The sequence below is a fragment of the Tardiphaga robiniae genome (assembly GCF_013359755.1).
GTDB classification, from domain to species: Bacteria; Pseudomonadota; Alphaproteobacteria; order Rhizobiales; family Xanthobacteraceae; genus Tardiphaga; species Tardiphaga robiniae.
The window spans coordinates 1-20,252 of sequence record NZ_JABMCJ010000072.1 but is presented as its reverse complement, the minus strand read 5'-3'; the positions used below and the strand labels follow the sequence as shown (position 1 = coordinate 20,252).

The following is a 20,252-nucleotide window of genomic DNA, read 5'->3' as shown; positions in this document are numbered from 1 at the left end:
TAGTTACAAGGTATTGGAGTGTGCGATGGCCGCCTCGGCAGGTCGTTCGGTGTTCATGGGGCCGCGAATCCGGCGGCTTCGGCGCGATCTGGGCCTGACCCAGGCCGATATGGCGGCCGATCTGGAAATTTCGGCCCCTTATGTCGCTTTGCTGGAGCGCAACCAGCGGCCGATGACGGCCGACATGCTGCTTCGGTTGGCGCGCACCTACACGATCGATCTCGCCGATCTGGCTGGCGATGGCGGTGCCGACAATACGGCGCGGATGCAGTCGATCCTGAAAGAGCCGATGTTCTCGGACATCGATATCCCCGCGCTCGAAATCAGCGATCTCGCGGTGAGCTATCCCGGCATGGCCGAGGCGTTCCTGCGCCTCTACACCGCCTATCGCGAGGAGCAGCTCGCGCTGGCGGATCGGCGCGCACCGGCGCTCACCGGTGGCGCGTCGTCTTCGGATAGCGAGGGCTATGATGCCAACGATCCCGTGGCCGAGGTCAGGCGGTTTCTGGCAGCTCGCCGCAACAATTTCGCTGTGATCGACGACGTGGCCGAACGTCTTGTGCAGGCGACGTCGGGGCCGAGCGGTTTCGTCGAGCGTCTCAAGACCCGGCATAAGCTGCAAGTGCGCTATCTACCGCCGGACGTCATGCTCGGCTCGGTCAGGCGACTGGATCTGCATCGCAAGCAATTGCTACTTGAGGATTCGCTCGATACCGCAAGCCTCCATTTCCAGTTGGCGCAGCAACTCGCCTATCTCGAAATGGAAAACGAGATCGGCACCGCGCTCGAAGACGGCCAGTTCACCACCAAGAGCGCTGAACTGCTGGCGCGCCGGGCGCTCGCGGGTTACGCCGCTGCGGCGCTGATCATGCCCTATGCGGCTTTCGCGCGCGCCGCCGAGACCCGTCGCTACGATCTCGAAGCACTGGCGCGCCAATTCGGTGCCAGCTTCGAACAGACCGCGCATCGCATCACGACCTTGCAGCGGCCGGGCGCCGAGAAAGTCCCGTTCTTCCTGATCCGCGTCGACCCCGCTGGCAACATCTCAAAGCTGCTCGACGGCGCCGGCTTTCCATTTGCCAAGCACGGCGGCGCGTGCCCGCTGTGGTCAGTGCATGACGTTTTCAAAACGCCGCGCCAGATCGTCACGCAGTGGCTGGAATTGCCGGATGGGCAGCGCTTCTTTTCGATCGCCCGCACCGTCACGGCTGGCGGTGGTGGTTACGGCGCACAACGCGTCGAGCGCGCCATCGCGATCGGTTGCGCAGCCGAACATGCCGGCCAGTTGATCTATACGCGCGACGCATCGGCGCCGCGTCCGGATGCGCCCACGCCGATCGGCGTTGCATGCCGTGTCTGTCATCGTCCAAGATGTGCTGCGCGCTCGGCGCTTCCGATCGGGCGCGAACTGCTGCCCGATGATTTCAGGACGCTGAACGTTCCGTTCGGCTTCTCGGCGGACTGAAACGGCTCAGGCCTGCTCGGCCGCAGCTTCCTCGGCGTTGGGATCGCCGGGCGCCGTAGCCCACGCCAGTTCGACAAGCGTCACGATGCGCCGACCGGCGCCATCGAGCTGACAGACGACGAGGCCTTGCTCCTCGATATAGTTCAGCAGGCGCTGTGCGCGGCGTAGCGAATGCGAGCCGTAGGCGCGGGCGATCGCGGCATTGCTCGGGCAGGGCCAGCCTTCCTTGGCGGCGCGGGCGATCATCATGAAAACGCCCTGCATATCCTCCGGCAGAATCGAGGCGCGGACCGAGACGTCTTGCCAGCCGTCATCGTTGGTCATGTCGGAGCCGAGCCCGGCGCGGGCGCGTGTCAGCATGCGGCGGAAGTCGTCGAGGTCCGGCACGGCGGCACCGAGACCCTCGATGCGGCAGCGGACCACGAATTCCTGATAGAGCACGCCGACCACCCGGAAGCCTGCATCGGGCTCCGCCATCAGGGCCTGCAACACGCGGTCGACGCGCATGCGCCGCTCCGCCAGTTCCTCGGCGCTGATCGGCGTCTCCGCCACGTCCGGCCGAATTTCCAGCGCTGCGGACTTCGCCGCCATGAGCTGGCCAAGCAGATCCGGCGATGACGGTGCGCGGCGCTGCGGCCGGACCGGCTCCGGCGGGGGCGCTGCGAGAATCGTGGCGCGGACGTCGTCGAGTGTCGCTTCCGGCAGCGGCATCAGGCGTGGGGTCGCATTGCGCGGACTTGTTTCGGTGACGCCGATGCGCAGGCCCAGCGGACGACGGGAGAGGGCGGGACCCAACGCCATGAACTGGCCGCGCTCGAGGTCGCGGAAGGATTCGGCCTGCCGTCGCTCCATGCCGAGAAGATCGGCGGCGCGTGCCATATCGATATCGAGGAAGGTGCGACCCATCAGGAAATTCGACGCTTCGGCCGCGACGTTCTTGGCGAGCTTCGCCAGTCGCTGTGTCGCGATGACGCCGGCAAGGCCGCGTTTGCGGCCGCGGCACATCAGGTTGGTCATGGCGCCGAGCGATAGTTTGCGCGCTTCGTCGGACACCTCGCCGGCAACGGCCGGGGCGAACAGCTGTGCCTCGTCCACCACCACGAGCATCGGATACCAATGGTCGCGAGGCGCGTCGAACAGCCCGCCCAGAAAGGCGGCGGCGCGGCGCATTTGATTCTCGGCATCCAGCCCTTCGAGATTGAGCACTGTGGAGACGCGGTGCATGCGCGCGCGCTCGCCGGCCACCTGCAACCCGCGTTCGGTATGCGCCTCGGCATCGATCACCAGATGACCGAATCGCTCCGCCAGCGAGACGAAATCGCCTTCAGGGTCGATGATGGTTTGTTGCACCCATGGGGCGCTCTGTTCGAGCAGCCGGCGCAGCAGATGCGATTTTCCGGAACCCGAATTGCCCTGTACGAGCAGACGCGTCGCCAGCAGTTCCTCAAGGTCCAGAGCCGCCGGGGCGCCTGACGTCGTATGCCCCATCTCGATCGCAACGGTCATGTCTCGACTCAGGTCTCCTTGTAGAGAGGGCTTACCAACCCGGCCACAGCGCGTCGAGCGGCGCACGGCTATCATCCCGTGTTCCGCGCAACTCTCACCAAGTAAATCGCGACAGCGAATCGGCGATGTTCTGCACACGGCGGTGCCCGGTTTTGCCAATGGCAATCTCAGGCGGTTTCCTTGCATGATCGCGTTGTGTTCGACCCGCGGTGATAGAGCGTCAGCAAACAGAAAATCCCGCGTGACGTAACTGTGACGTCAGCAAGGCAGGGACATCGCTGGAATCTTCGGGCGCCGCAGTCACCAAACATTTGATTTGGAATTCTTCCAGTTTCAGGGGAGGTTGCTGCAACGGCGATATGCGCCACGACCCGGGGAAATGCGATGGCAAGCCTCACGATCAATGGACGAACCTACGAGATCGATGCAGAACCGGACACGCCATTGCTATGGGCGATCCGCGAAAATGCCGGGCTGACAGGGACAAAATACGGATGTGGCGTCGCCCAATGCGGCGCCTGCACCGTTCATGTCGATGGCCAGCAGGTCCGTTCCTGCAGCATGGCGCTCAGTGAGGCGATCGGAAAGCAGATCACGACGATCGAGGGCCTTGCGTCCGAGGGGGCCGTGCACAAGGTGCAGCAGGCCTGGATCGATCATGATGTGCCGCAATGTGGTTACTGCCAGAGCGGCATGATCATGGCAGTTGCAGCGCTGCTGGAGACAGTGCCGCAGCCGACCGATGAGGATATCGACCTCGCCATCACCAATATCTGCCGTTGCGGCACGTTCCAGCAGGTCCGTGAAGCGATTCACGCCGCTGCAAGCGCTTGAGGAAGATGGTCATGGGTCATGCTCCGCAACTCAATCGCCGTTCGTTTGTCCTGGGAACTGCTGCTATCGGCAGTGGCCTCGCGCTCGGTATTCCCTTTGGCGGGCCGACCGCAGTCTATGCGGCCGATGGTACGCCTGAGGTCAATGCCTGGGTGGTGATCCGGCCTGATGAGACCGTTGTCGTGCGTATCGCGCGGTCCGAGATGGGGCAGGGAACGCTCACGGGGCTGGCGCAATTGGTCGCTGAAGAACTTGAATGCGACTGGTCCAAGGTGACGACGGAATATCCTACGCCCGGGCAAAGTGTCGCACGCAAGCGCGTCTGGGGGGACTTTTCCACCGGCGGCAGCCGCGGCGTTCGCACTTCGCATGATTACGTCCGCAAAGGCGGCGCGGCTGCGCGCCTGATGCTGATCCAGGCGGCAGCCAATGAGTGGGCCGCGCCCGTGTCGGAATGTGCCACCAGCAAGGGCGTCATCACCCATGTCCCGTCGGGGCGCACCATCACTTACGGCAAGGTCGCGGAAGCGGCTGCTAAGCTGCAGCCGCCGGCCGACGTCAAGCTGAAGGATCCCAAGGACTGGACCATCGCCGGCAAACCGCTGAAGCGGCTCGATACGGTCGAGAAAACCAACGGCAAGATGGTCTACGGCGCCGATATCAAGCTGCCGGGAATGCTCAATGCCGCGATCAAGGATTGCCCGGTGTTCGGCGGCACGCTGAAGAGCTTCGACGACAGCAAGATCCTGGGCATGAAAGGCGTCAAGAAGGTCGTGCGCGTCGGCGACAGCGCCGTCGCTGTGGTCGCTGATACGTGGTGGCACGCCAAGTCGGCGCTGGAAGCGATGCCGGTCGTCTGGGACGACGGCAAGAACGCCAGCGTGTCCAGCGAGTCCATCGCCAAGTGGCTGCAGGAAGGCCTGGACGCTGCGCAGCCCGCTTTTGTCGGCAACAAGGCTGGCGATGTCAAAGCAGCGTTTGCGGGTGCTGCGAAGACGGTGGAAGCGGTCTACGCCTATCCCTATCAGAACCACGCCACCATGGAGCCGATGAACGCGACGGTGCTCTATACGGAGGAGAAGTGCGAGGTCTGGACCGGGACGCAGAACGGCGAAGCCGTGTTTGCGGCCGCAGTCGAAGCGTCAGGGCTGCCGAGCGACAAATGCGAGGTCTACAAGATCATGCCGGGCGGCGGCTTCGGTCGGCGCGGCATGACTGATTACGTCCGTCAGGCGGTGGCCATCGCCAAGCAGATGCCCGGCACGCCGATCAAGCTGATGTGGTCGCGCGAAGAGGACATGCTGCACGGCCGCTATCATCCGATTACGCAGAGCAAGCTGGTCGGCGCCTTCGATGCCGATAACAATCTGATCGGTTTGCACATGCGGATCTCAGGCCAGTCGATCCTGGCCAGTGTGCGTCCCGAGGGAATGCAGAACGGGATGGATCCCGTCACATTCCAGGGTCTGAATGCCAGCGGTGAGGCAGCGATCGGCTACACTGTTCCGAATTTGCTGATCGACCATTCCATGCGCAATCCGCATGTGCCGCCGGGCTTCTGGCGCGGCGTCAACGTTAACCAGAATGCGATCTATCTCGAAAGCTTCATGGACGAACTCGCGCATTCGGTCGGTCAGGACCCGCTCGAATTCCGTCGCAAGCTGATGACCAAGCATCCGAAGCATCTCGCGGTGCTCAATGCGGTTGCGGAGAGGATCGGCTGGACGACGCCGGCGCCGCAAGGCGTGTTCCGCGGCATCTGCCAGCACATGGGCTTCGGCAGCTATGTTGCGGCTGCTACGGAGATTTCGGTGACGGGCGGCAACAAGATCAAGATCCATCGCATCGTTGCCGCCACGGATCCCGGTTACGCGGTGAATCCTTGGCAGATCGATCGACAGATCGCGGGCTCGTTCGTCTATGGCCTCTCGGCACTGTTCTATGGCGAATGCACTGTGAAGGGTGGTCGCATCGAGCAGGAAAACTTCGACACCTATCAGTCGATGACCATGAAGGAGATGCCGAAGGTCGAGTCGATCCTGATGCCATCGGGCGGCTTCTGGGGCGGCGTCGGCGAACCGACGATCTGCGTGGCGGCGCCGGCCGTGCTGAATGCCTATTTTGCCGCGACCGGCAAGCGCATCCGTTCCGTGCCGCTGAAGAATCACGACATCATCTTTGCGTAACCGACGCGTCGCCATGCTTGCTGCCCATCATTGGATTTCGCTCATGAAGACGTTGCGTACCTCACTTGCGATCGGGCTGATCGTCGCCTCGGCGGCGCCGGTCCGGGCGGCATCGGCGCCGCCGCCTGGCGCGGCGTCGTGCTCCGGCTGCCATGCGGCGACATCGCAGGCCATCCCGAACATCTATGGGCGCGATGCCGATGCGACGCGCTCCACATTGCTGGCCTTTCGCAATGGATCGATGCCGGCCACGGTGATGACGCGGATCGCCAAGGGCTTCTCCGAAGACGAAATCGGGTCGATTGCGGCCTGGCTGGCAACGCAGAAATAGCATGACCCACAAAAATCATACCTCACGACGGGAGTTTCTTCGCACTGCCGCTGCCGCGACGGCATCCCTTGCGCTGGCATCGCCAAGCCTGGCGCAATCGCCTGCGCGGGTCGTTGTAATCGGCGGTGGCTTCGGCGGCGCCAGTTGCGCCCGCGCGCTTCGGCAGCTCGATCCGTCGCTGGATGTCACGCTGGTGACGGCCGATCGCCAATATGTCGCGTGCCCGTTCAGCAACGAGGTCATTGCCGGTGACCGCGCCATCGAAGCCCAGCAATTCACCTACGAGAAAACCGCTGCCGCCGGCATCAAAGTCGTCGTGCAAATGGCGCAGACGATCGACCCGCAGGCGCGCACGATCGGTCTCGCCGATGGATCGACGTTGCGCTACGACCGGTTGGTTCTGTCGCCCGGAATCGATCTGCGCTTCGACGCGCTTGCGGGCTATGACGAGGCTGCAGCGTCGCGCATGCCGCATGCCTGGAAGGCCGGTGAGCAGACGCTGCTGCTGCGACGCCAGTTGGAAGCGATGGACGATGGCGGCGTGGTTGCCATCGTCGTTCCCGCCAACCCCTTCAGGTGTCCTCCGGGCCCCTATGAGCGCGCGAGCCTGATCGCGCATTACCTGAAGACCCGAAAGCCGCGGGCGAAGCTGATCATTCTCGACTCGAAAGACGCGTTCTCGAAGCAGCGGCTGTTTCAGGCTGCATGGCAGGAGCTGTATCCGGGATTGATCGAATGGGTCGCGCTGTCGCAGGGGGGCAAGGTCACGTCGGTCGATCCGGCGACCAATACGCTGGTGACAGATTTCGCGACGCATCACGTTCAGGTCGCCAATGTGATTCCGCCGCAGCGTGCAGGGCGCATCGCGGAGATTGCCGGCGTTACCGATAAATCCGGCTGGTGTCCGATCAATCCCGTCAGCCTCGAGTCCACACAGGTGCCGAACATCCATGTGATCGGCGATGCCTGCATTGCCGGTGCCATGCCCAAATCCGCATTCTCGGCGAATGCGCAGGCGAAGACCTGTGCCGGCGCGATCGTGGCGTTGCTGGCGGGGGCGACGCCGACGTCGCCGAAGCTGATCAACACTTGCTACAGTCTGGTCGCGCCCGACTACGGCATTTCCATCGCGGGCGTCTACCAGCCCCGCAATGGCCTGTTTGCGGATATCGAAGGCGCGGGCGGTACGAGTCCGCTGGATGCGCCGCGTGATGTCCGGGCCCGTGAAGCGATCTATGCGCGATCGTGGTTCGAGACGATCGGAGCAGAGGTCTTTGGTTAGTCGTCGCCGCGCATCGACGCTGTTGTCGGCGAGCGTGGCGACGCTGCTGCTGACTGCTCCGGTCCGTGCGAGTGAACTTGTCCCTTATGCGGTGATTGGCGATGCGATTCCGCTGCCCCTGGCGGGCGCGGTCGGCGACGCGTCGGCGGGCAGGGCGATCGTGGTCAACCGCACATATACGTGTCTGCTCTGCCACAGCGGGCCATTTACCGAACAGAGATTCCAGGGCGATCTTGCGCCAAGCCTTGCCGGCACCGGCAGCCGCTGGTCGGAAGGCCAGTTGCGGCTGCGGCTGGTGGATGCCTCACGCCTCAATGCCGCGACCATCATGCCGTCCTATTATCGTGCAGATGGGTTACAGCGTGTCGGGGATGCATGGCTTGGCAAGCCGATCCTGTCGGCGCAACAAATCGAGGACGTCGTCGCTTACCTGACAACGCTGCAGAACCCATCATGACGAAAGCAATCCATGGCTGAGTCCGATCGAACGACGCGTCGCCAGTTCCTGGCGACCGCCGGCGGCGCAGCGCTCGGCGCGGTGTCGCTCGTGCATGTCGGCCCGGTCCATGCGACGCCGGACACCATGAAGGCAGCCATCCGCGATATCGTCAACGGCGCCGCGGTGCGCCCCGGCAAAGTGAAGCTCGACGTCCCGCCGCTGGTCGAGAACGGCAACACCGTGCCGCTCACCGTCACGGTGACGAGCCCGATGAGTGATGCCGATCACGTGGTCAGCATCCATATCTTCAACGAGAAGAACCCGCAGCCCAATGTCGGCAACTTCTATATCTCCCCGCGCGCAGGCCGTGCGCAGATAGCGATGCGCATCCGGCTTGCCGATACGCAGACGCTCACGGCCATCGCGAAACTCTCCGATGGTTCGTTCTGGTCGGCGACCGCCGATGTCGTCGTCACGCTCGCGGCATGTACTGAGGAGGCAACCTGATGGCATCCGCGCTGATCAACGTTCCCGCCACGGCCAGGCGTGGCGATATCATCGAGATCAAGACGCTGATGTCCCACATCATGGAGACGGGCTTTCGCCATACCGTGACCGGCGAGGCCATCCCGCGCAACATCATCACCAATTTCACCTGTCGTTATAATGGCGATGAAGTGTTCCGGGCCGATCTGTTTCCCGCGTTCTCCGCCAATCCCTTCATCTCCTTCTTTACGGTCGCCACCGAGAGCGGAAAATTCGAATTCCAATGGATCGGCGACAACGGTTTTCAGGAAACGGCGTCGGCCAGCATCACGGTCACATGAAGCGACTGCGCAATATCAGCCTGTCATTGCTGGCAGTCATCGCCTTCACGTCGCTCATCGAGGCGGCGGAGATTGCGCCGGGCGAACGACGCTCCGGTGCCAGTTTCATGTCCGTCGAAACCCAGGCCATGCAGAACGACGCCACGGCCAATCCCGGCATGCTGGGGGTGCTGGATGGCGAGGTGCTATGGACCCGAAAGCCCGCCGCCGGCCGTGCTTGCGCGGATTGCCACGGTGATGCCAGCAGCATGCGCGGCGTCGCTGTGCGGTACCCGGCATTCGATGACAAGCTCAATCGCCCGGTCGATCTCGAACAGCGCGTCAATCTCTGCCGTGTCGATCATCAACAATTGCCGCCGCTCGCCGATGAAAGCCGCGATCTGCTGGCGCTGACCGCATTGATCGGCCGGCAGTCACAGGGGATGCCGATCGAGACGGGCGCCGATTCACGTCTGCAGGCATTCATCGACAAAGGCCGCGACGCCTTCATGCGCCGGCAGGGGCAATTGAATCTGGCGTGCACGAACTGTCACGACGACAACTGGGACAAACGTCTCGCTGGCTCCGCGATCACGCAGGCCCATCCGACGGGCTATCCTGTCTATCGGCTGGAGTGGCAGGGGCTTGGCTCTCTGAAGCGCCGCCTGCGCAATTGCATGATCGGCGTGCGGACGCAGCCTTATAGCGCCGACGCGCCTGAGATGGTCGAGCTTGAGCTCTACCTGATGTCGCGTGCGCGGGGCATGGCAAGCGAAACTCCCGCTGTCAGGCCGTGACGTATCGAATGTCTGTAAGGGTGCCCGCGGGCTCCAGTTCAGGTTGTTTCCTTCGGTATCTCGAACACCAAGCACGTCGTGGTGGCATGGGCGATGAGCCGCCCCTTGGAGTCCGTGATGCGCGCTTCCGCCGTCGCCGCGCGGCGGCCGACATTCAGCGTGCGGCCTTCGGTGCGCACAGTGCCGCTATCCTTGCTCATGCCGCGGATGAAGCTGATCTTGAATTCCAGCGTGGTGTAGCCGGTGCCAACGGGCAGCATCGAGTGCACAGCCAGTCCCATCGCCGAATCCAGCAGGATCGCGGCGTAACCGCCGTGCACCGAGCCGATCGGATTGTAGTGCCGGAAGCCGGGGACGCTGTGAAACACGACAACGCCAGGTTCTGCGGTCGAGTCGAACGGCTCGACATTCTCCATGATCGGCGGCTGCGGCAGCTCACCGGCGAACATCTTTCGCACGAAATCGATCCCGGGCACCGACGCCATCAGGCTGGTTGGCACGACGTCGTAGTGGGGCGTGGGGGCGTCGGTCATGGATCATTCCCGGCAATTGTAATGACGAGCATCATACAAAAGGTTGCGCCGCGTGTCATCTTTTCTACGTTCAAAACGAAAATGGCCGGGGTGATCCCGGCCATGACGTCTTAATTCCGCTGGTTGAAATGAAAGCTACGACGCCTTCTTCGCCCGCATCAGATCCGCGAACCGCTTGAACAAGTAGTGCGAGTCCCGCGGGCCGGGTGAGGCTTCCGGGTGATACTGCACCGAGAATACCGGCTTGCCGTCGAGCTGGATGCCGCAATTGGATCCATCGAACAGCGAGATATGGGTCTGCGTCGCGCCCTTCGGCAATGTCGCTTCATCCACCGCGAAGCCGTGGTTCATCGAGGTGATTTCCACCTTGCCGGTGGTCTCGTCCTTGACCGGATGATTGGCGCCGTGATGGCCCTGATGCATCTTCTTGGTCTTGGCGCCCACCGCAAGGCCCAGCATCTGGTGACCGAGGCAGATGCCGAATGTGGGCACGCCGGAATCGATCACCTGCTTGATGACAGGCACGGCATATTTGCCGGTCTCGGCGGGATCGCCGGGGCCATTCGACAGGAACACACCGTCCGGCTTCAGCGCCATGATCTCTTCTGCCGAGGTCGTGGCCGGAACGACCGTGACCTTGCAGCCTTCGCCGGCCAGCAGGCGTAGAATGTTGCGCTTGATGCCGTAATCGATGGCGACAACGTTGAATTCAGGATTGGTCTGGCGGCCGAAGCCCTTTTCCCATTCCCAGGGAGTCTCGTCCCAGGTGAAGCGCTGGGCAGATGTCACCATCGGCACCAGGTCCATGCCTTCGAGGCCGGGCCATTCGCGCGCTTCTTCCTTCAGGCCGTGCAGATCGAATTGGCCGTCCTTCGCGTGCACAAGCACCGCATTGGGCATGCCCTTGTTGCGGATCAGCGCGGTCAGGGCGCGGGTGTCGATGCCGGAAATGCCGATGATGCCGCGCGCCTTCAGCCAGGCGTCGAGATGCCGGGAAGAGCGGTAATTCGACGGGTCGGTGATCGCTGAGCGCAGGATCACGCCGCGGGCGCCTGGCGTCGCCGCCATGTTCACCGTCTCGATATCCTCGTCGTTGGTGCCGACATTGCCGATATGCGGGAAGGTGAAGGTGATCAGCTGCCCGGCATAGGATGGATCGGTGAGGATTTCCTCATAACCGGTCATCGCCGTGTTGAAGCAGACTTCGCCCACGGCCTGGCCTTCCGCGCCGAGGCCGAAGCCCTCCAGCACGGTGCCATCGGCGAGCACGAGGAGCGCGGTCGGTTTGTGGTCCGGCCAGGCTGAAGATGTTTCTGAGGGGGTCATGAGGGGACTACATAGTCCGCGCATCCGCCGCCGTCAAAGCCGGAAAGGCCGGATTCACACGTCAACCATGGCCTGGCGGGTTAGCAATCGGCGCTTTGGCCGATGGTCCGGCCCCGAACAGACCTTCATGAAGGAAGAATATCTTATCCGGCAAAAATGTGGTGTTCCGGTTGTCCGGTAAAACCTGCACGCCGATAGCGCGTAATTTGCAGAATGAGATGTAAAATCAACTAATTATAATTACGGATGCTTGCCGGAACTCACTTTCGCCGGTAGCAAGCTACGACTTCCCGTATTTCCGGATATTTCAGTGCAGTTGGACTATTTCGCCAAGATGGCCGCGCGCTCGGCCGTCGCGCCTGCGCGATGGCGCAGGCCTTTTCTGACCTTCCTCGATGGGATCGAGAAGGGCTGGACGATTCCTGTGCTGATCGTCGGCTTCGCGGGAATCTGGCTGCTGTTTCTGGTGATCGCCTATCAGAGCGGCGATCTACATGCGGATGCGCTGGAAACCTGGACCCTTGGGCGCGAATTCGCATGGGGTAATCCCAAACATCCGCCCTTGATGGGCTGGGTCGCGCGGCTGTGGACGCTGGTTTTCCCGCTGACCGACTGGTCGTTCCAGTTGCTGTCGATGACCAATGCCGCGGTGGCGCTCTGGGCCGTCGATCTGATTGCGCGCCGCTTCGTGCGCGGCGATTCGCGAGCCGTCGTGCTGCTGCTGCTGATGCTGCTTCCGGCCTATCAATTCCATGCCCAGCGCTTCAACGCGAACACAGTGCTGCTCGCGGTCTGGCCGCTGGCGACCTATTGCTTCCTGCGCTCCTTTGAAACGCGCGCTATCGGCTGGGCTGCCGCCGCCGGCGTCCTGTCCGCGCTGGCGATGCTCGGCAAATATTATTCGATCTTCCTGATCGCCAGCTTCGCGCTGGCAGCGATCGTGCATCCGCAGCGGGCGGTCTATTTCAGGTCCTGGGCACCGTGGGTCTCGACACTTGCCGGGCTCATTGCCCTTGGGCCGCACATCCATTGGCTCGTGACGACCGGTGCTGCGCCGTTCGCCTATGCCATACAGGTTCACGGCGGCATCGACTTTGGTCAGTCACTCATCGAAGCCAGCATGTTTTTGCTCGGTCTTGCGGCGACGCTGGCGCTGCCGGCTATTGTCTGGGTTTTATCGGCCGAGCTGCGCCTGAAGTACTTTTCGGCCGATTTCCGCGCGATGGGTCCAGGGTTGCTGCTGCTGTTCTGGGTGTTTATCGGCACGGTGCTACTGCCGCTCGTGACCACCGTCACGCTTGGCACCGACATGCCTTCGCTGTGGGCGCTCCAGGGCTTGTTCCTGCCTGCCGTTCTGATCGTCTGCGGCGCCCGCTTCACGCTCGAACGCCTGTATGTGGTTAATATGGTGGTGTTCGTTGCCGGCATCGCCATCATCGCAACCGTTGTGGCTGCTCCGATCCATGCGATTTACCGCAATAGCATCAATCCTAACGAGCGGACTTACTATCGGCTGGCCGCTCAAGAGCTGACCGACCGGTGGCACCAGATGACAGGCCGGCCGATGCCGCGGATCAGTGGCGACGACGGACTGGCATTCGCGACGGCCTTTTACAGTCCTGACCATCCCGTCTACAGCCGCCCGTTCCAGTTCCAGTACACTTGGGGCATGCCGCGCGCGACGACGCTGCAGAAGGGGTGGGCTTCGATGTGCTTTGCGACAGATAGCGATTGCCTGATGTGGATGGGCAAAGTCGCGATGCTCGAGCCGCGGCACGTCAGGTTTGATTTCGAGGTTCAGCCCCGGCTATGGGGCCAGGCCGGTATTCCGGCCACCATATCGGCGTTGATGGTTCTGCCATACGTCGCTGGAGCCGGCGCGCCCGGGCAGTTGTCCGCAGGCGTGGAGGATTTCAGCTCCAGCCATCGGCAATAGGTTTGAGCAGTAGGTTCGGGCAATAGCTCCGGGCGGCCCCCGAGAATCGGCGGGTGCAGTTGTGCATACCCCTTAAAACGCTTAGATCGGGGCCAACCGAGTTCCGGCGCTGCGATGGGCGGCCGCAAGAGGAGACGCAGATGCTGCGCGATGACATCAACAACGCCGTCAAGGACGCCATGCGGGCCAAGGACGAGCGCAAGCTTTCGACGCTTCGCATGGTCAATTCGACCATCAAGAATGCCGATATCGAAGCGCGCGGCCAGAGCAAGCCGCCGCTGTCGGACGCCGACCTGCTGAGCCTGCTGCAGAAGATGATCAAGCAGCGCCAGGAATCCGTCGAGCTCTACGATAAGGGTGGCCGCGCCGAACTCGCGGCCCAGGAGCGCGAGGAAATCGCGATCATCTCCGCCTATCTGCCGCAGCAGATGTCGGAGGACGAGACCAAGTCTGCCATCGCAGCCGAGATCGCAGCGACGGGTGCGGCCGGCATGAAAGACATGGGCAAGGTGATCGCTGCGCTGAAAGCCAAATATGCCGGCCAGATGGACTTCGGCAAGGCCAGCGGTCTGGTCAAGGCCGCACTGAACGGCTGAGGCTCTCTTTAACCTCTCCCCGCCCTTTGCGGGGAGAGGTCGCGCGCACCTGGCGCGCGGGTGAGGGGCCAAGCACGCTGCTTCAACGCACGCAGTCTATCGGTTCGGATCAATCCGAGGTCTTGCGCAATTCCTCATCGATGAGCGACAGCACGCCTTCGATATTTGACAGCACATCGTTGTTCCAGAAGCGAAGCACGCAATAACCTTGCTCGCGCAGATATCGATCGCGCATGGCGTCCCGTTGCGACTCCAGATGCTGCCCGCCATCGACCTCGATAACGATCATCTTCTCCCGACAAACGAAGTCGCAGATATATCGCCCGATCGGCTCTTGGCGAATGAATTTGCAGCCGGCAATCTGCCTGTTGCGCAGACGATTCCACAGTTTCGTTTCGGCGTCGGTGGAGTTGGCGCGTAATTCGCGCGATCTGTTGGTGATGCGAATGTGGCCACGCATGTGCCATGCCCCTCACCCGACCGGCTTCGCCGGTCGACCTCTCCCCGCGAAGGGCGGGGAGAGGTTAGGAACGCTGTCGCTCTTGTCAGCTAAGCCGCCGCCGTCGGCAGGCTGTAGGTCTTGAACTGATCGCGCAGCGCGGTCTTCAGGATCTTGCCGGTGGCCGTGTGCGGGATCGCATCGACGAACACGACGTCGTCCGGCATCCACCACTTGGCGATCTTGCCATCCATGTATTTCAGGATGTCTTCGCGCGTTGCGGTCTGGTCCTGCTTGAGTTGGACGATCAGCAGCGGGCGCTCGTCCCACTTCGGATGATAGACGCCGATGACGGCGGCTTCCGCCACCTGCGGATGACCGACGGCAAGGTTCTCCAGGTCGATCGACGAGATCCATTCGCCGCCCGACTTGATAACGTCCTTGGAGCGGTCGGTGATCCGCATATAGCCGTGGGCGTCGATGGTCGCGACGTCGCCGGTGTCGAAATAGCCTTCCTCGTCAAGGATCTCGTCCTCAAGCCGGAAATAGGCGCGCGCCACCGATGGGCCGCGTACCTTGAGGCGGCCGAAGGTCTTGCCGTCCCAGGGCAGGCTCTTGCCGGCGTCGTCGGTGATCTTCATTTCGACGCCAAACGGCGGATAGCCTTGCGTCTGCAGCACGTCGAGCCGCTCGTCGCCTTCGAGCTGGTCGAAGGGCGGCTTCAACGCGGCCAGCGTGCCGATCGGGCTCATTTCGGTCATGCCCCAGGCATGACGTGCACCGATGCCCATGTCGACGAAGGCCTTGATCATCGAGCGCGGCATCGCCGAGCCGCCGCACACCACCATGCGTAGGTCAGGCAGTTTCAGATTGTTCTGCGACATGTAGTTGAGCAGCATCAGCCACACTGTCGGCACGCCCGCGGTATGCGTCACTTTCTCGGTCGACATCAGTTCATAGATCGAGGCGCCGTCCATCTTGGCGCCAGGCAGTACGAGCTTGGTGCCCATCGATGGCGCGGAGAACGCGATGCCCCAGCTGTTGGCATGGAACAGCGGGACCACCGGCAGCATGGTGTCGGCGGCATTGGCGCCAAGCGAGTCGCCGGTATTGGCCATCAGCGCATGCATCACGTTGGAGCGGTGAGAATACAGCACGCCCTTCGGATCGCCTGTTGTTCCCGATGTGTAGCACATCGCCGCTGCGGTGTTTTCGTCGAACTCCTTCCATTTGAAGTTGCCGTCGACCTCCGCGATCCAGTCCTCATAGGCCACGGCGTTTTTCAGCGTGGTCTGCGGCATGTGCGCCTTGTCGGTGTAGACGATGTAGCGCTCGACTGATGGCAGCTGGTCGGCGAGTTTCTCGAGGATCGGGACGAAGGTGAGGTCGGTCATCACGATACGATCTTGCGCATGATTGATGATCCACGCGATCTGATCCGGGAATAGACGTGGATTGACGGTGTGGCAGATGGCGCCGATGCCCATGATGCCGTACCACGTTTCCAGGTGCCGCCACGTGTTCCACGCGATGGTGGCGACGCGGTCGCCCATCTTGATGCCCTCGCGGTCGAGACGCTGTGCGACCTTCAGGGCACGGGTACGAATTTCGGCGTAATTGGTGCGGTGGATGGGACCTTCGACTGATCTGGTCACGACCTCGCGCTCGCCGTGGACTTGGGCCGCATGATCGATGATCCGATGACACAGCAAAGGCCAGTCTTGCATCAAGCCACGCATTTGATCGTTCCTCCGTCTTGTGATTGGCGCGCCGGCTCCCCGATCGTTGCCGGGGAACTTCGACCCTGTTCTTGCTTTAGGTCTTGGCATGAAGTTTAGCGCGGGGAAAGCGGCCCGGAAATGGACTTTTGGCCTATCCGGCTGCGACCAAAGGACAATTGGAGCGGTTCTGGTGTTGCTGCTGGTTGCCGCGCCGGCGCAGGCCTATCTGACGACATCGCGTGTGCCGCTGCCAAAGCCTCGCCCGGCAGAAGCGCCGGCGATCAAGCCGGCGCAAAAGCCTGGTGAGGAGCCTGCGAGATCGGAGCAACCCGCTGAGCCTGAGAAGCCTGCTGCGGAAGCGCGTCCGCCGGAGCCGCCGCCGCCTTCAGCCTGCCGCTTGGCGCTCACCGATGCCATCGCTGTTGCGCCGAGTATTCCCGACATCAAGGGGCCGGGCGCCTGCGGCGGACCCGACATGGTGCGGCTGGAAGCGGTTGTGCTGCCGGACAAGACGCGCGTGCCGCTGAAGCCGGCGGGAACGATGCGCTGCGCCATGGCAACGGCGGTGGCCGAATGGATCCGCGCCGACATGGCACCGCTCGCGACCAACCTCGGCACCAAGCTTCTTGAGCTCGATAATTTCGACTCCTTCGATTGCCGTGGTCGCAACCGTGTCGTCGGGGCGAAACTGTCGGAGCATGGCCGCGCCAATGCGCTGGATGTGCGCGGGCTGAAACTCGCCAATGGCCGCTCGATCGCACTGACCGAGCGCAACACGCCGCGCGAGCAGCGCGAGGCCGTGCTGCATTCGGTCTGTACGCGGTTCACCACCGTGCTGGGGCCGGGCTCCGACGGCTACCACGAGGATCATATCCATCTCGATATCGCCGAGCGGCGCGGCAACTACCGCATCTGCCAATGGGACGTCTGGGACGAGTGGCCGCGCATCGCACCGCTGATGCCGGCCGTGCGTCCGGACGAAGCACCGCCGCGCGAAGTGGCCGAGGGCAAGCCGGGCGAGAAGACGCCGGAAGCGGCGAAGCCCGCAGAGCCTGCAGCCGCTCAGCCTGCGGCTGAAGCCGAGCCGGAGCCCGAAGCAGAAGCCGCGCCTCCACAAGAACAGCCCACGCCGAAGCCAAAACCCAAGCCGAAGAAGCGCCGCGCGCCGCCACCATCGCCATTCAGCTTTTTGCGGTGATTTGAGAAGCAGTGGGAGCAGGCGTGAGGCTGCAATGGCCTCTCAGCTGTCATCCCCGCGAAGGCGGGGATCCATAACCACGATCGGCGTGGTCAAGGCAACGGAATTGCCGCATCTACAGCGCTTCAAAAGTTCTTCGGCGTGTATGGATCCCCGCCTTCGCGGGGATGACACCGGTGTTTGAGGCGAATGTTGAGCGCCCAACCAACCCACCCCAGCAAAAAAAGCGCCGGATCAACCGGCGCTTTTTCCTATCTCATAAAATCTCAGCTCAGTATGGCGTTCCGCCGCCGCCCTGCAGGGCCAACTTCGAATTATACGGCGAGTCGCCGGCCTTCGGCTCGAGCACGACGACCACAGCGCCGGGCTTGACGCGGCTATAGAGGTCGATGACGTCTTCGTTGGTCATGCGGATGCAGCCCGACGAGATCGAGGCGCCGATATATTCCGGCTGATTGGTGCCGTGAATGCGGAACAGCGTGTCCTTGTTGCCCTGATAGAGATAGAGGGCGCGGGCACCGAGCGGATTATCGACGCCGCCGGGCACCTGGGCCGGCAGGCCTTCGATGCGGGCGTGAATGTCCTTGGTCGGGGTCCACTTCGGCCATTCGGCCATGTTGCCGACGCGCGCGACGCCCGAGAAGGCCAGCGCTTCTTCGCCGACGGTCACGCCATAGCGGATCGCCTTGCCGCCGTCCTGGACGAAATAGAGATAGTGGTTGTCGGAATCGACCACGATCGAGCCCGGCGCTTCCTTGCGGTGGAAGTCGACGATGGCGCGGCGGAACGGCTCGGCGACGGCAACCTTGGCGTAACGTGCCTTGGCGAGCTGTGCCTTGTCATTCGGCTTGAGGCTGGCTTCCGGGGCGGCCTGGAATTGCGTTGCGGTCTGCATGCAGCCCGACAGCATCAGGCCGGCGGCGACAATCAATCCAAGCTTAATCTTGAGCGGCGACATGTCATTGTTCCAATTGCGTGAGGTCCGAATTCAGACAGGCTGGTGCAAGGAAACGCACCCAAAATAGCCTGCGAACGCCACGATTCCGTTAAAGCTACTATCGCTGAAATCCGCTGCAATTCCAGCGGTTAGATGCGCTGCGCATCATGCAGCGCACAACCTGTGTCATATTTGCCGCAGAATTTTCGACCCTCCGGCCAAATCCTGTGCAGAACCGCAACGCCTCGCGAAGCCGTGATGCGCGCGTGACAATTTTGTCAGATCGAGACCATGGAACGCGCGATCTTGCGGGAAAAATTCCCCGGGTTCGGGTGGGGTTGGCGCGCCGCACAAAGGCTGTCATGACGGCTGCATCCGCATCGGTCATGGTCGGTCGCCCCTGCCGATTCTGTCCGGATCGTCCGTATTGCAGTGTCCCGCCTTTTCAATGTCCCGGAGTTGCCATGCTCGCTGTCTTCACCCCTGCCGACCACGCCTTGAGAAAATCCGAGCCAACCGATCTCGAAGCGTTGCCGGACAATGCGGTGTGGATCGACATGGTGAAGCCGTCGCCAGCCGAAGACAAGGCGGTGGAGAAACTGGCGGGGGTGGAAATTCCGACCCGCGAAGACATGCAGGAGATCGAAATCTCCAGCCGTCTCTATATCGAGAACGGCGCCCGCTATATGACCGCGAGCTTGATGTGCGGCTCCGACACGGAGTCGCCGCGGATCACGGCGGTAACTTTCATCCTCACCCGGCAACGGCTGGTGACGGTGCGCTACGACACACCGCGTCCGTTCGCGTCCGTCGAACTGAAGCTTGGCCGCAACGCGCCGCCCGGCGCCAATGGTGAAACCATTCTGCTCGAACTGCTCGACGCGGTGATCGATCGGTGCGCCGACATTCTCGAACGCGTCGGCGCCGACGTCGATCAGGTCAGCCACGACATCTTCGAGCCGGATGAGTCGCTGCGGACCGGCCATGCCAAGCGTTATTCCGAAATTCTGATCACCATCGGTCGCAAGGGCGACCTGACCTCGAAAGTACGTGAAAGCCTCGTCTCGATCGGCCGCGTCGTCACCTTCATCACCGCCGAGGCGGAAGGCGTGAAGTGGTCGAAGGACATGCGCGCGCAGCTCAAGACCATGCAGCGCGACGTGGTGTCCCTGACCGATCACGCCTCCTATCTGTCGAACAAGATCACCTTCACGCTCGATGCGATGCTCGGTGTCGTCAATCTCGAACAGAACAACATCATCAAGCTGTTCTCGGTCATGGCCGTCGTGCTGATGCCGCCGACATTGATCGCCTCGGTCTATGGCATGAATTTCAAGGCGATGCCGGAACTGCAATGGGATGTCGGTTACCCCATGGCGCTGATCATGATGCTGTTCGCCGCGGTGCTGCCTTATATGTTCTTCAAGTGGAAGAAGTGGCTGTAGGGCACGTAGGGCGGCACTAACCTCTCATTTGTCATTCCGGGATGCGTCACGCCGGCGAAGCCGGTGGGGTGCAGGCCCGGAATCCATAAGTTCGATCGTGGTTATGGATTCCGGGTTCGCGCAAGGGCGCGCCCCGGAATGACAAACGAGGGATAGCAGCGCCCAAACATTTTTCCTGCATCTCTTGACAATATGCCTATAAGGATTATCCTCCGCTCATCCGGTTCGCGAGGGGCGCTTCATGAGGCGTCTTGAGGTGGGATCTGGATTGCGGCGCCTGCGGGTGTGGGGTGACGTACCCCGCGCACTCGGGAGGCCTTGGGTCACCGTCCGACCCCACTACGGGGGTCTGCCACTCATGCTGGCTGGACGTGGCATTGGTGAACGGCGGGAAACCGTCGGGATCAGCGGAGTGCGGAGCTCTGCGCCTTTGCCCGGAAGAACGGTCCCGGGGACAGAAATCGCCGCGGTGGCG

At 62.5% G+C, this 20,252-nt stretch carries 19 protein-coding genes; 13 read left to right on the top strand and 6 right to left on the bottom strand.

Annotated features, from left to right (window positions below):
* Positions 1-25 precede the first annotated feature (25 nt).
* The gene (locus HP556_RS05825; protein WP_175366251.1) at positions 26-1,465 is read left to right on the top strand and encodes a helix-turn-helix domain-containing protein; all 1,440 of its coding nucleotides are present in this window, start codon (positions 26-28) and stop codon (positions 1,463-1,465) included.
* A 6-nt stretch (positions 1,466-1,471) separates the two neighbouring features.
* On the opposite strand, the gene HP556_RS05820 is transcribed toward HP556_RS05825, so the two are convergent.
* Positions 1,472-2,971 (bottom strand): ATP-binding protein, encoded by a 1,500-nt coding sequence (locus HP556_RS05820; protein ID WP_175366250.1) that lies wholly within the window; start codon positions 2,969-2,971, stop codon positions 1,472-1,474.
* 384 nt (positions 2,972-3,355) lie between these two features.
* Here HP556_RS05820 and HP556_RS05815 point away from each other — a divergent pair, with 384 nt between their 5' ends.
* The 8 genes from HP556_RS05815 to soxA are packed head-to-tail and all read left to right on the top strand — an operon-like array spanning position 3,356 to position 9,646.
* A complete protein-coding gene (locus tag HP556_RS05815; RefSeq protein ID WP_093756882.1) occupies positions 3,356-3,805 on the top strand; it encodes a (2Fe-2S)-binding protein in 450 nt (149 codons plus the stop codon).
* 11 nt (positions 3,806-3,816) lie between these two features.
* On the top strand, positions 3,817-5,991 hold the full coding sequence (locus HP556_RS05810; RefSeq protein ID WP_175366249.1) for a xanthine dehydrogenase family protein molybdopterin-binding subunit: 2,175 nt from the start codon (positions 3,817-3,819) through the stop codon (positions 5,989-5,991).
* Between the two features lie 43 nt (positions 5,992-6,034).
* Positions 6,035-6,322, top strand: coding sequence for a c-type cytochrome (locus HP556_RS05805; protein WP_089265733.1), 288 nt, complete (start codon positions 6,035-6,037; stop codon positions 6,320-6,322).
* A gap of 1 nt (position 6,323) precedes the next feature.
* A complete protein-coding gene (locus HP556_RS05800; RefSeq protein ID WP_175366248.1) occupies positions 6,324-7,604 on the top strand; it encodes an NAD(P)/FAD-dependent oxidoreductase in 1,281 nt (426 codons plus the stop codon).
* 34 nt (positions 7,605-7,638) lie between these two features.
* A complete protein-coding gene (soxX, locus tag HP556_RS05795; RefSeq protein ID WP_244528001.1) occupies positions 7,639-8,061 on the top strand; it encodes a sulfur oxidation c-type cytochrome SoxX in 423 nt (140 codons plus the stop codon).
* A gap of 12 nt (positions 8,062-8,073) precedes the next feature.
* The gene (locus HP556_RS05790; protein WP_175366246.1) at positions 8,074-8,550 is read left to right on the top strand and encodes a SoxY-related AACIE arm protein; all 477 of its coding nucleotides are present in this window, start codon (positions 8,074-8,076) and stop codon (positions 8,548-8,550) included.
* Positions 8,550-8,870 (top strand): thiosulfate oxidation carrier complex protein SoxZ, encoded by a 321-nt coding sequence (gene soxZ, locus HP556_RS05785; RefSeq protein ID WP_175366245.1) that lies wholly within the window; start codon positions 8,550-8,552, stop codon positions 8,868-8,870. Before HP556_RS05790 ends, soxZ begins: the two co-directional genes overlap by 1 nt.
* Positions 8,867-9,646 carry a sulfur oxidation c-type cytochrome SoxA gene (gene soxA / locus HP556_RS05780; protein WP_175366244.1) on the top strand — a complete coding sequence of 260 codons (780 nt, stop codon included), beginning with the start codon at positions 8,867-8,869 and terminating at the stop codon, positions 9,644-9,646. The genes soxZ and soxA overlap by 4 nt, the downstream gene beginning before the upstream one ends.
* 38 nt (positions 9,647-9,684) lie before the next feature.
* Here soxA and HP556_RS05775 read toward each other — a convergent pair whose 3' ends face one another.
* Both HP556_RS05775 and carA read right to left on the bottom strand, forming a co-directional pair.
* Complete coding sequence (locus tag HP556_RS05775; protein WP_175366243.1) at positions 9,685-10,179, bottom strand: PaaI family thioesterase; 495 nt, start codon at positions 10,177-10,179, stop codon at positions 9,685-9,687.
* Positions 10,180-10,314: 135 nt separating this feature from the next.
* Positions 10,315-11,505 (bottom strand): glutamine-hydrolyzing carbamoyl-phosphate synthase small subunit, encoded by a 1,191-nt coding sequence (gene carA / locus HP556_RS05770; protein ID WP_175366242.1) that lies wholly within the window; start codon positions 11,503-11,505, stop codon positions 10,315-10,317.
* A gap of 310 nt (positions 11,506-11,815) precedes the next feature.
* On the opposite strand from carA, the gene HP556_RS05765 reads away from it, so the two are divergent.
* The gene (locus HP556_RS05765) at positions 11,816-13,441 is read left to right on the top strand and encodes a glycosyltransferase family 39 protein (protein WP_338117535.1); all 1,626 of its coding nucleotides are present in this window, start codon (positions 11,816-11,818) and stop codon (positions 13,439-13,441) included.
* 140 nt (positions 13,442-13,581) lie between these two features.
* Entirely contained in the window at positions 13,582-14,037 is a 456-nt protein-coding gene (locus HP556_RS05760) for a GatB/YqeY domain-containing protein (RefSeq protein WP_093756874.1), read from the top strand.
* Between the two features lie 109 nt (positions 14,038-14,146).
* Here the strand turns inward: HP556_RS05760 and HP556_RS05755 are convergent, their stop codons facing one another.
* Both HP556_RS05755 and HP556_RS05750 read right to left on the bottom strand, forming a co-directional pair.
* Positions 14,147-14,497, bottom strand: a complete 351-nt coding sequence (locus HP556_RS05755; protein WP_120293285.1) for an endonuclease domain-containing protein — start codon at positions 14,495-14,497, stop codon at positions 14,147-14,149.
* A gap of 89 nt (positions 14,498-14,586) precedes the next feature.
* Positions 14,587-16,215: a fatty-acid--CoA ligase gene (locus HP556_RS05750; RefSeq protein WP_175366241.1), complete on the bottom strand. Its 1,629-nt coding sequence runs from the start codon at positions 16,213-16,215 to the stop codon at positions 14,587-14,589.
* An 88-nt stretch (positions 16,216-16,303) separates the two neighbouring features.
* Between HP556_RS05750 and HP556_RS05745 the strand changes: the two genes are divergently transcribed.
* The gene (locus tag HP556_RS05745; RefSeq protein ID WP_175366240.1) at positions 16,304-17,395 is read left to right on the top strand and encodes an extensin family protein; all 1,092 of its coding nucleotides are present in this window, start codon (positions 16,304-16,306) and stop codon (positions 17,393-17,395) included.
* A gap of 271 nt (positions 17,396-17,666) precedes the next feature.
* On the opposite strand, the gene HP556_RS05740 is transcribed toward HP556_RS05745, so the two are convergent.
* Positions 17,667-18,353, bottom strand: coding sequence for a L,D-transpeptidase (locus tag HP556_RS05740; RefSeq protein ID WP_068734945.1), 687 nt, complete (start codon positions 18,351-18,353; stop codon positions 17,667-17,669).
* Positions 18,354-18,796: 443 nt separating this feature from the next.
* Here HP556_RS05740 and HP556_RS05735 point away from each other — a divergent pair, with 443 nt between their 5' ends.
* Positions 18,797-19,777, top strand: coding sequence for a magnesium transporter CorA family protein (locus tag HP556_RS05735; RefSeq protein WP_089265493.1), 981 nt, complete (start codon positions 18,797-18,799; stop codon positions 19,775-19,777).
* Positions 19,778-20,252: the final 475 nt, after the last annotated feature.